The sequence below is a fragment of the Variovorax sp. 10L426 genome (genome assembly GCF_056395305.1).
The window spans coordinates 505,924-516,065 of record NZ_JBFTJF010000001.1 but is presented as its reverse complement, the minus strand read 5'-3'; the positions used below and the strand labels follow the sequence as shown (position 1 = coordinate 516,065).

The following is a 10,142-nucleotide window of genomic DNA, read 5'->3' as shown; positions in this document are numbered from 1 at the left end:
AGGTCACGGTGCAGGCGACCCGAGATGCGGGCTGCTGAAGTCCAGGGCGCGCAGCCCGGCCTGCACTTCGGGCACGCTCATGAACAGCTTCCACAGAAGGCCCGTCCGATGGTTCTCCATCATCACGACGATCGGGCCCTGGTCGATGGCAAGAAAGGTCTCTGCGAACCAGCCGCGCTCCTCGCAGAACGCGTCGACGAAGCCGTAGTCCCTCCACAATCGGGTGCCATGCACGGTGAGGAAATGCCGCAGCACCCGCATCACCTCGGCGGGGGCATACGGCAGGCTGGCCAGCGCGGCCGTCGGCGAGAGGGTGCCGTTGTCGACGTCGGGGGCGTGCGCGAGGTAGCCGTCGGGGTCGTCGCTGGCGGTCAGGCCCCAGCACGATTCGCCGTAGCCTTTGTGGCCCTGCGGATTGGCGACGCAGTGCGCGCGGTTGATCCGCACGTGGCGGGAGTTGAGATCCCAGTAGTCGGCGTAGCGATCCTTCAGGCCGTGCGGATCGAGGCCGCAGAACGAGTAATGCGTGAAGAACAGCGGGCCGCCGTAGGGCATGCCCAGCGGCAACTCGATGCCGTAGTACGACTGGCCGTTGACAAAGCCGGACCCCGCCGCGAAGCCGCGGTGGTAGACCCGCGGATCGATCGCATGACGCGGCGAGGCCGCAGCCATCAGGTAGGTGATGAGGCACTCGTTCCAGCCACGCACTTCATGGTTCATCGCCCAGCCGTGTTTGGGGCTCCAGTGCCAGTACAGGACGTCCCGTCCCCCTTGGGTGAACCAGTCCCATTCGACGTCGTGCCATAGCGTGTCGATGTCGCCGCGCAGTCGGCGCGCCGCGGCCGTGTCCTCGCTGAAGTACTGGCGCACGCACAGCAGGCCCATGAAGAGGAACGAGGTCTCGACAAGATCGCCCGCATCGTCCTTGGGGCTCATCGGGATCGTCGCGCCGCTGGCGCCGTCCATGAAGTGCGGAAAGGCACCGTGGTAGCGCGTGGCACGGAACAAGGCGTCGAGCATGCGCCGCAGGCGATCGAGGGCCGCGTCTCGCGTGATCCAGCCGCGCTCGACCGCGACAATCATGGCCATGACGCCAAAGCCCGAGCCACCGATCGCGACCCTGTCGTCGGCCCTGTCTTCGGCGCCGACGAGCGTGCGGCGGTCGAGCGCCAGGCCGCTGGCGGCATCCGCACCGTCCCAGAAATAGCGGAAGGTCTGGCGCTGCACGGCCTCGATCAAGGCTTCGTCGGGCAGGGCCGCCAGTGCCCTCGGGTTCCTGTCATCTTTCAACACGAGCGGCTCCTGTCGTCGTCATGGTCACGTTTGGTTTCATCGAGTCGTCGGCGCCACGCGGCCGATGGCCCCCCGGAGCATGCCATCATCAGGCCCCCTTGGGTTCTACTTCGAAGTCTCCAATGAGTCGCATCGACACCCTCATGGCCCGGATGACGCTGTCCGAAAAGCTGGGCCAGCTGACGATGACAGCCTCCAGCTACACGGTCACCGGGCCGGTGATCGCGGGGGATTCCACGCAGTCGATCATCGACGGCACGATCGGCAATCTGCTGAACATGGTCGGTGCCGGGCCGGTGCACGAGATGCAGCGACTGGCCGTCGAGAAGTCACGGCTCGGCATTCCGCTGCTGATCGGCCTGGACATCATCCACGGCCACCGCACGCTCTTTCCGATCCCGCTCGCGGAGGCGGGCATCTTCGACGAAACCCTCTGGGAGCGCACGGCGCGCGAGGCCGCGCGCGAAGGCGCGGCCGAAGGTCTGGCGATGACTTTCGCGCCGATGCTCGACGTATCGCGCGATCCCCGCTGGGGCCGCACCGCGGAAGGACCCGGTGAAGACCCCTGGCTGAACGCCCGCATCGCGCAGGCCAAGGTGCGCGGATTCCAGGGGACCGACTTGTCGTCGGCCGAATCGCTGGCCGCCTGTGCGAAGCATTTCGTCGCGTACGGCGCGGTCACGGCCGGGCGGGAGTACGCCGCCGCGGACATCTCCGAGCGCACCTTGCGCGAAGTGCATCTGCCGGGCTTCGCAGCGGCGGTCCGTGCCGGCGTCGCGACGCTGATGCCGGCCTTCACCGATCTCAACGGCGTGCCGATGACGGCGCACATCCCCTTGCTGCGCGACTGGCTGCGCGGCGAGATGGGCTTCGACGGCGTCATCGTCAGCGACTACAACGCGATCGCGGAATTGATCAAGCACGGGGTCGCCGCCGATCTCGTCGATGCCGCGGTGCTGGCGCTGAAGGCCGGCGTCGACATCGACATGATGGCCGACGCGTATCGCAAGGGCCTGCCGATCGCGCTCGAGCAGGGCCGGGTGACGATCGAAGAGATCGACGCATCCGTGCGGCGGGTGTTGCGGCTCAAGGAGCAGCTCGGCCTGTTCGACGACCCCTACCGCCGCGGCGCGACGCCGGAGCCCGCGGCGGTCGTCGCCGAGCGCCACGCGCTGGCGCGTGACCTCGGGCGCAGGGCCATCGTCATGCTGGAGAACGAGCGCGACACCCTCCCCTTGCCTGCGGCGGCGAAGGCGCTGTGTGTCATCGGCCCGCTGGCCGATGCAAGCACCGAGATGAAAGGTCCGTGGTGGGGTGCCGGCGAACACGAGCCGGCCATCAGCGTGCTTGGCGGCCTGCGCGCCGCGCTGCCGCAGACCGACATACGCCATGCACCCGGCGTCGCCATCGAGGGTGGCGACGACAGCGGCATCGAAGCCGCTGTCGCGCTGTGCGACGGCGTCGACGCCGTCCTGCTGTGCCTGGGCGAGCGTGCCACGATGAGCGGCGAGGCGGCGAGCCGCGCCACGCCCGCGCTTCCCGGTCGACAGCAGGCCCTGGCCGAAGCGGTGACAGCCCGTGCACATGCGCTCGGCATACCCGTCGTCGCGATATTGTTTTCGGGCCGCCCGCTCGTTGTCCCCTGGCTGTCCGAACATGCCGACGCGCTGCTGGCTGCATGGTTCCTCGGCGTCGAAGCCGGCTACGCGATCGCCGACGTGGTCACGGGCCGGGTATCGCCTGGCGGTCGCACGCCGATGAGCTGGCCGCGCGCCGTCGGGCAGGTGCCGATCTACTTCGGCCAGCGTCCCTCCGGCCGCCCGATGAATCCCGCCGACTACTTCACGAGCAAGTACCAGGACGTCGACAACACGCCGCTGTATGCCTTCGGCCACGGCTTGACCTACGGCCGGTTCAGTTACGACGAGCTTCAGGTCGAGCCGCGGCGCGTGCGGAAGCAGGACGCGCTGAAGATCAGCGTCAGGCTGCGCAACGTCGGCGCGCGCGAGGCCGAAGAGACCGTCTTCCTGTTCGTTCGCGACAAGCTGAGCCCCGTCACCCGGCCGCTTCTGGAACTCAAGGGCTACGCCAAGCTGCGATTGATGCCCGGCGAAGCCGGCTCGGTGGAACTGGCGCTGCCGGCAGTCGAGCTGCGCTACCTCGGGCCGGACTTGCAGCCCTTGTTCGAGGCGGGCGAGGTCGAGATTTTCGTCGGACCGAGTGCGGAGCAAACAGGGTTGCTGCGCCAGACCATCGAGTTGTGTTGAAACGGCGGACTTCAAGCCGTGTCATGGCCGTGTCAAGCGCGATGAGCAAGTGAGCGCCGGAGTCGTCGGGAACACGCTTGTGTGACTTCCTGTGGCTTGCGACGGAAAACAACCGTCGCAGTTGCGGGAAAAAGACTTTCGCGTCTTTTACATTGGTGGGGCGACAGATGGAGGTCGTCGCTGCCGCCAAGGGGCATGGAGTGATCGACCTCGCGTCGGGTCGCTGCCTCCTACATGAACTTCTCACACATTCGAATCACAGGACCCGACGGCGCCCACTATCAACTCGGCGATCCCATGTACGTCTACGCGGGCGCGTTGCTTCTGGGGACACTGGACCCGGTACGCGTGCTGAACGCCGGCACACAGATCCACATCGAGCCGTTCACCCCGACCCAGGTCGTGCTGGATGAACAAAGGCACATCGGACGCCTCATCTTCTTCGAGATCTGCGCGTTCGTCTCGGAGCACTTCCCGCAGATACAGCTGATCAGCTTCGCGTTCGCGCGTCCGATCACGAGCCTCGGCGGGCCCGCACAACAGGCTGGTTCGCGCGCCGCCGCGATGGAGCGGATCGGGGTCGAGGATGTTCGCATCACGCCGGTCTCATCGGGGGCGCACGTCGTGTCGGGCACCTGGGCATACAGCGAGAAGAACCTGGCGGCGCTGCACCTCGCGCTTGACGAGCAGCGTGCCATCTTTGCCGCGGACCCGATAGCAGGCGACAAGGGAGGACTTGCTGGTGCGATTCGGCGTCTGGTTGGGCGACGGCGATCCAAGGGTGATGATTGAGTTGGACCACTCTTCCTTCTGCCTTTGATATTCCTTCTCGCATATCGCTTCAGACGTCTTCGCAATTTCGTCCACCGTCCTACACTGACCTCCAAGAAACGAGAACCTAATTCGTATATGGAGGTGCTATGGAGCAGTTCACTGACGATGCCGACCGGCTCAGGGCCGCAGCGACGAGAGCCGATGCATTGGCCAGACGAGCGCAGCGTGCGGCGCACGAGGCGTTCCATGTGTTCCTGAGAGAAGATGGCGCGCCTTCACCCGATCAAGCCGCCGATGCTGCGAAGGCCAGCGCCAGAGCAGCACAGGAGGCGTGGCGCAATTACGTTCACTACGTTGCGCTGCACGGCGGGCACCTGCATCGTTGTTGACTCCACGGGCCGGATCCACCGGATCCATCTGAATCCGGGTACCGGCCTATGAGTTCGCCCTATGAATTCGACAGGTCTTCGGGCTGCTCGGGCGCCGGTCGTACACGTTTCGCAGTGGGAGGAAGATGTTGGTCGATGAACCGCACTGCTTCGTCGCCGTCGAGGTCATGTCGACCGACGAACTCCATGAAACGGAAGCGATCCGCCGCGCCTTGCCGGGCATAGAAGCTTGCGGCCTCGGGGGCTGCGCGCCGGGCGCCGGTGATCGGGAAAAGCTGGTCCTGGTTGCCTGATTGGACCAGCAGTGGGCGAGGCGCCACCATCGCCACCACTGCCGGGTCGCGCCAGATCGACAGGCTGCCGGGAAACCGCCAATCGAGGAAGCCGTACGGCTCGGAGGCGTTGAGAACTTCTTCCCGGTCATTGAAATAGGCGGCCACGACTGCCACGCGAATCCTGGGCTCGAGGGCGGCCGTGTAAAGCGTATAGAAACCGCCGTACGAAAGCCCCACCATCGCGATGCGCTCCGCATCGATGTCGGGGCGTTTCGCGAACATGTCGATGGCCTTGACGATCTTCGCCATTTCGATGGCCGGCAATGAAGTGTCGGCCGCCCACGCGCGTACCGTCAGTCGGTCCCGCAGATCGTCGCCCGCCCTGCCGTAGTGAATGAAGGTCGGCATCCAGACGGCATATCCGTGCTGCAAAGCCTCCCATGCAATATCGCGGGGGCTGTGGCGTACGACGATCAGCTTTCCATCGGCAGAGGCAGATGGCATGCCGCCACGGCCGGCCGCGGCAATCACGAGCGGCAGGCGATCGCCTTTGTGCGCCGTCTTGGGCCGCACAAGAAGTCCCGTGCTCTGCACGCCAGGGAGCACCGGAATGCGCAGCTCGGCATAGGTGCCGACGTCATCCTCTCCAAGCGGCGTCTCCTCTGCCTTCGGTGCCGAGGCGGGGTCGAACCCCGGCGGGGGATAGTGCAGGCTCGCTCGCAGTCGCGCGCGCAAGACTTCGGTGGAGCGCGCATACGCGTCCTTGCTCGAAAAATCGAGTGACCCGAGAAGTTTGTGGGTGTCGGAGGCGCGTCGGAGCGTCTGCAGATAGGCGTCGACTTGATCGCCCTGCTCGATGGCGCGATTGACGGCGTGCCGCCGATCCTCCCTGAAGAGGGGCGCTTGCCATTTGGCGCGAACGATGTCGAGTCCACGGCCGGCCGCGACCCAGCCGAAGTCGATGACGGGGCGGACGAAGTAGGCGCATGCCAGAAATAGGGGAATGAGGATGGGCCAGAACCTGCGACGGATCATGTGGGAGCGTTTTATTTTTTTGGGGGAGATCGAGTTGACTGGCCGCTGACCTACAACGTCGGAGTTATTACTGAATGTGTAATTTGTTCTTATGTTACACATCGCGTAACAAGGACCTGCACCTGACGTCTCATCCTCATTGAGGTTGACCTCGCCAAGCCGCCGTGCAAGTGCGTCAATAATCTGAATTCTGTAACAAGGAGTTCATCCGTGAAATTGACGTCCCCTTCGTCGGCCTGCGCCCTCGCGGCAGCAATCTCTGTGTTGGCCGCAGGCTGTGCGATGCAGCCCCAAAAAGCTGCCGAGTCTTCCGCGCCTGCCGTCGCGGCGCCTGCACCTGCGCCCGCTCCGGCGCCCTTGCCTGTTGCGGCGGCGCCATCCAAGTCGGATGCGTCGAAGAGCGCTCGCAAAGGCCCGGCGCCAATGACGTACGAGGAAATCAGGAAAGCTGCGCGCAGTGCCGGCAGCGACAGCGCGGCTGCGCGGCGTCTTGCAGGAAAGACGGTCACGCTGCAGTTGGCCAGGAGCACCGACACGGACCGCGTACGAGGGACGGCTTTCACGGTGCAGGGCTCGGACGACTGGTACTTTTTCTGCAGGAACATGCCGGCCGGCTTCCAGGGCGGTGAGGTGACCGCCAAGATCATGAAGTACGCCTACCGGTCGGGTCCCGACATCATCGCGGTCGAGCTCGACCGCTGTGTGCCCGAGGCCGGCGCGCCCGCCGTCGCCGCAGCACCTGCACCCGCGCAGGTGGCTGCCGCACCCGTTCCCGCGGCCGCTCCGGGGGCCGCCGCGGCAAAGGGCGTGCGGCCCGGCATGGACGCCCAGGGCAATGTGATCGACTCCTCCAAGATCGAGTCAGGCAGCGGCCGCACCGTAAAGGGCATTAACGATTTCGAAGGGGAGATCACCGGCATTCCGGCGAAGAATTCGAAGTTCACGCCATTGCAGATCGGGATGTCCGTGCGTCAGGCGACGGACATCGCCGGGCCGCCGACCGACCAAGGCGCCTACATGACGGGCAAGGCCTGGATTCCGTTCTACTTCGGCAGCGACCGGCACCGCTTCGAGATGACCTACAAGGGCCAGGGCCGCCTGATCTTCGCTGGCGGCGGCATGGGGGACTTCTCCAGCGGCAACCTGATCTGGATCATCCACAACCCCAACGAGAGCGGCTACCGCTGAGCCTCAGCCTTCGGGCATTCCCGATCCCAAACGGCGCGGCGCGGCCTCATGCTGCGCATTGCGCGTCGGTTGGGACGAACCCATCGCGCGATAACAAGCTGGAGGGGACCGCATGGCCAATGCTTTGACCGACCGCGCGACATTCGCGGGTGTGCTCGCCCAGCTTGTACGAAACCGCTGCGCTTCCGGTGCGAACCGGACCTCGCGCACGGGTCTTCAGGCCACCGTACCGGTCAATGAGCGTCCGGCCGTGCGCCGCGGCATCGAAGGATTGATCGAGGTCGGCGTGCTGGCGGTTCACGGCGAAGACATCGGCTTCACACCGGACGGCTCGCAATTCCTGGCGCACGTCCAGCGGGTCCAAGGCCAGAAGCCGAATGTCGAGCGTCATCAGGAAGACGCGGCCGCCCTGCAGCGCATCCTCGGGGCGATCGAGCAGGACGAACGGTTCGAGCCCTACAGCATGGACGATGTGCGCACCTTGCCCGCCAGACTGGAAAACTATCGCTCGCACCGAGGGACTGCGCGCCTTCCCAAGAGCTGGCTGGCCATTGCTTTTTTTGTGTTGGTGCTGGCGGTCATCGCCGTGTATGTCGCCAGGCGATGAGATGCGATGAGATCGGCGCGCGGAAAAAAGCCCCCTCGCATTGCTGCGCGGGGGCTAAATCCATCGAAGGAACGATGGAGGAGACAACTGGAAATCGATTTGTCAGTGAAGCTCGTCCAGCTTCTTCGAAGTCACGTAACCAGAGACAACGACAGCAGCGACGGCAACAAGAGAGATCAAGACGGTGAGCATTCGGGACTCCTCAAAGAGCGTGTTGGCTCGATTATAGGGTAAACCCTAGTTTCTTGCCGGCGGTAGCCGCGGCTGCGTCTGTCCTTTCAATAACCAGACCAGGAGACTTCATGCGCAAACCTCTGAGGCAACTGTTCGTCGCCGCCGGCATCGCATTGGCGATGGCGGCCGGCGTCCAAGCCCAACCGATCAAGATCGCGACCATCGTCGAGCTCTCAGGGGCCGGCGCCACGTCGGGCACGAATTTCAAGAACGGTGCGGAACTGGCCGTGAAGGAAATCAATGCGTCCGGAGGAATCCTCGGTCACAAGATCGAGATGACCGTGGCCGACACGCAAAGCAACCCGGGCGTCGCGAAAGGCCTGGCCACGAAGGCGGTGGACGACGACGTGTTCGCGGTCTTCGGCCCGGTCTTCTCAGGCTCGATCCTGGTCAGCATGGCCGAGACCAAGCGCGCCGAGATACCCAACTTCACCGGCGGAGAGGCGGCCTCGATCACGAAGCAGGGCAACCCTTTCATCTTCCGCACCAGCTTCACGCAGGATGCCGCGATGCCGAAGGTGGCCCGCTACATCGCGAACAACCTCAAGGCCAAGACGCTCGCCCTGATCTACGTGAACAACGACTTTGGAAAGGGCGGCCGGGAGTCGCTGACCAAGGCGCTCTAGCCGCTGGGCGTGAAGGTCATCGCCGATATCTCGACTGACCAGAATCAGCTTGATTTCTCGGCGGCGGTCCTCAAGGCCAAGCAGAGCAACGCCGACGTGGTGTTCGTCTACACCAACGAGGAAGAGTCCGCCCGTGCGCTGCGCGAGTTGCGCAAGCAGGGCGTGACCCAGCCCATCGTCGGCGAAACCGTGCTGACCAGCCAAAAGGTGATCGAACTCGCCGGTGATTCGGCCAATGGCGCCATCGCGCACGTAGGACTGACGGCCGATGCGCCGTTGCCGCCCGTGCGCGCGTTCCGCGAGCGCTTCGAGAAGGAATACAAGTACATCCCGGACCACAACGGCGTCAAGGGCTACACCGGCGTGTTCATCCTGAAAGCTGCCGTGGAGAAGGTCGGCAGCCTCGACCGCAAGCGCGTCGCACAGGCGCTGCACGGCCTGTCGATCACTGTCGCGCAGCAGCCGGGCGTGCTGATGGACGTGACGATCGACGCCAACGGCGACCTGGACCGCGAGAGCTTCATGACCGAGGCCCGCAACGGCAAGCAGGTGGTCAAGGAGATCCTGCCCGCGTTGGGCGCGAAGTAGCGCGAAGCAGCGGGCGCGGGCGGTCGGGCTTCCTACAATGGAAACCCCACCCCTCGGAGCCAGCGATGATCGTCGAGCGCATCTGGACCGGTAACGCCTACCGCAACTACAACTACCTGATCGCATGCCCCGAGAGCGGCGAGGCGCTGGCGATCGACCCCCTGGATCACCAGAAATGCCTGGCCGCCGCCAAGGCGAAGGGCTGGGAGATCACGCAGATCCTCAACACACACGAGCATCACGACCATACCGGCGGCAATGCAGCCGTGGTCGCCGCGACGGGGGCCAAGGTGATCGCGCACCATCGTGTCGGCACGCGCATCGAAGGTGTGGACCGCGGCGTGAAGGCCGGTGACGTGATCAAGGTCGGCAAGACCGTCGAGCTCGAGTGCATGGACACGCCCGGCCACACGATGTGCCACATCTGCCTGCGCTCCCACACGGAGCAGCCGGCGCTGTTTTCCGGCGACACGCTGTTCAATGCAGGCGCCGGCAACTGCCACAACGGCGGCAATCCGGAAGCGCTGTATTCCACCTTCGTCGAACAACTCGCAAAGCTGCCTGCCAATACGCGCGTCTATCCGGGCCACGACTACATCGAGAACAACATCCGGTTCACGCTCGCGCGCGAGCCCGACAACGCGGCGGCACAAGCACTGCTGCCCGAAGTGGCAGGGCACGATCCGGCGAAGGCGCGCGTCACGACACTGAGCGAGGAAAAGCAGTTCAATACCTTCCTGCGACTCGCCAGCCCGAGCGTGATCGCCGCATTGCGAGAGCAATTTCCCGATCTGCCCGAGCAGCCGGATCCGAAGACGGTGTTCGTCAAGCTGCGCCAGTTGCGGGACAAGTGGTGAAGCGCCCGC

Annotated in this window: 8 protein-coding genes and 1 pseudogene; 7 read left to right on the top strand and 2 right to left on the bottom strand. The window is 64.9% G+C overall.

All coding sequences use genetic code 11. The annotated features are described in order from the left end of the window. Positions 1 to 3: 3 nt before the first annotated feature. A complete protein-coding gene (locus AC1DHL_RS02600; RefSeq protein ID WP_478160361.1) occupies positions 4 to 1,293 on the bottom strand; it encodes a glucoamylase family protein in 1,290 nt (429 codons plus the stop codon). A gap of 122 nt (positions 1,294 to 1,415) precedes the next feature. Here AC1DHL_RS02600 and AC1DHL_RS02595 point away from each other — a divergent pair, with 122 nt between their 5' ends. The 3 genes from AC1DHL_RS02595 (at position 1,416) to AC1DHL_RS02585 (ending at position 4,723) form a co-directional block, all read left to right on the top strand. Then, a complete protein-coding gene (locus AC1DHL_RS02595) occupies positions 1,416 to 3,560 on the top strand; it encodes a glycoside hydrolase family 3 N-terminal domain-containing protein (protein ID WP_478160359.1) in 2,145 nt (714 codons plus the stop codon). Positions 3,561 to 3,857: 297 nt separating this feature from the next. Further along, positions 3,858 to 4,352: a hypothetical protein gene (locus AC1DHL_RS02590; protein ID WP_478160357.1), complete on the top strand. Its 495-nt coding sequence runs from the start codon at positions 3,858 to 3,860 to the stop codon at positions 4,350 to 4,352. A gap of 128 nt (positions 4,353 to 4,480) precedes the next feature. Then, positions 4,481 to 4,723: a hypothetical protein gene (locus AC1DHL_RS02585; RefSeq protein ID WP_478102093.1), complete on the top strand. Its 243-nt coding sequence runs from the start codon at positions 4,481 to 4,483 to the stop codon at positions 4,721 to 4,723. A gap of 59 nt (positions 4,724 to 4,782) precedes the next feature. Here the strand turns inward: AC1DHL_RS02585 and AC1DHL_RS02580 are convergent, their stop codons facing one another. Further along, entirely contained in the window at positions 4,783 to 6,033 is a 1,251-nt protein-coding gene (locus tag AC1DHL_RS02580) for an alpha/beta hydrolase family protein (RefSeq protein WP_478160355.1), read from the bottom strand. A 423-nt stretch (positions 6,034 to 6,456) separates the two neighbouring features. Between AC1DHL_RS02580 and AC1DHL_RS02575 the strand changes: the two genes are divergently transcribed. From AC1DHL_RS02575 to AC1DHL_RS02560, 4 genes and pseudogenes are all read left to right on the top strand, one after another. Continuing rightward, positions 6,457 to 7,221, top strand: a complete 765-nt coding sequence (locus tag AC1DHL_RS02575) for a hypothetical protein (protein ID WP_478160353.1) — start codon at positions 6,457 to 6,459, stop codon at positions 7,219 to 7,221. 124 nt (positions 7,222 to 7,345) lie between these two features. Beyond that, a complete protein-coding gene (locus tag AC1DHL_RS02570; protein WP_478102099.1) occupies positions 7,346 to 7,828 on the top strand; it encodes a hypothetical protein in 483 nt (160 codons plus the stop codon). 353 nt (positions 7,829 to 8,181) lie between these two features. Continuing rightward, positions 8,182 to 9,276 (top strand): annotated as a pseudogene (locus AC1DHL_RS02565) (ABC transporter substrate-binding protein). A gap of 65 nt (positions 9,277 to 9,341) precedes the next feature. Further along, positions 9,342 to 10,133, top strand: coding sequence for a hydroxyacylglutathione hydrolase (locus AC1DHL_RS02560; RefSeq protein WP_478102103.1), 792 nt, complete (start codon positions 9,342 to 9,344; stop codon positions 10,131 to 10,133). The last annotated feature ends 9 nt before the right edge of the window (positions 10,134 to 10,142 follow it).